1 protein-coding gene is annotated in these 866 nt (G+C 42.6%); it reads left to right on the top strand.

Annotated elements, in window-relative coordinates:
* Positions 1 to 148: 148 nt before the first annotated feature.
* A complete protein-coding gene (locus G3446_RS27020; RefSeq protein ID WP_164456730.1) occupies positions 149 to 718 on the top strand; it encodes a hypothetical protein in 570 nt (189 codons plus the stop codon).
* The last annotated feature ends 148 nt before the right edge of the window (positions 719 to 866 follow it).

Below are 866 nucleotides of genomic sequence, written 5' to 3'. Positions count from 1 at the left end.
CAGGGCTCCTGCCACTCTTCAGGGCGCTTGATCGCCTACCGAAATACTCGGTTTTGGACCAACCGATGATCAAGGCCAAAAGCCTGAAAAACGAAATGACTTAGTCCCAAATGAAAAATATGAAAAAGTAGATGAGAATGTAGGTGAGTTGGTTAAGCTCGGTACCAACGGAGTTACCTATGTTTCCGAGGATGCTTTTCCTGCATTGTTCCAGGCAACTAAGCCCAAAGCAGGTTACATCTTTGAAAACCAAATTGACGATAAAGACAAAAGAAATGTTGATGGTACTGACTACGCGCATAGCTCTGCCGTTGTTGGTCTTCTGGACAAAAAATCTCAAGAAGTTAGAGATGCTGAAAAACAAGCTGTTTTGCAATATAGCCGTGATTCGTTAATTAATGTATCTGATTCAGATCAAGCTCAAAACATTCGTCGACAAGTTGATATTTTTACAAACAAGACCTTGCCTAAACTTAGAAGCCAGCGCGGTGTTGAGCATGATGAGGTAACTGGAGAGCCTCCTGAAAAAGGGTTCGCTTTTCATCATAGTAACCCTAAAGAACTTCACACTGACCCAGAGGATGCAATTGATCCATCAAAAGGAATAAATGTCAATCCAAATAATCATTCGGATATTCATCGGAATAATGTAAATGATGAAAAGCAGTTGGAAGAATACATTAAACAAAGAAATAGCAAACCTGAGGGTAGCGCATAACAAGCTGCTCCACTCGGATAAATTATTCGCTACGCTCCTAACCCGGCAAAGCCGGAACCAAAGAGGGGCGGATCGTCTATCGTTTGAGTAAGCCCGCACACGGGAGTCAGACGATGAACCCCTTTGTTGAACAGCATCACGATGAGAT

The organism is Thiorhodococcus minor (assembly GCF_010820565.1).
In the GTDB taxonomy this organism is placed as follows: Bacteria; Pseudomonadota; Gammaproteobacteria; order Chromatiales; family Chromatiaceae; genus Thiorhodococcus; species Thiorhodococcus minor.
This window is presented reverse-complemented; position numbering and strand designations above follow the sequence as displayed.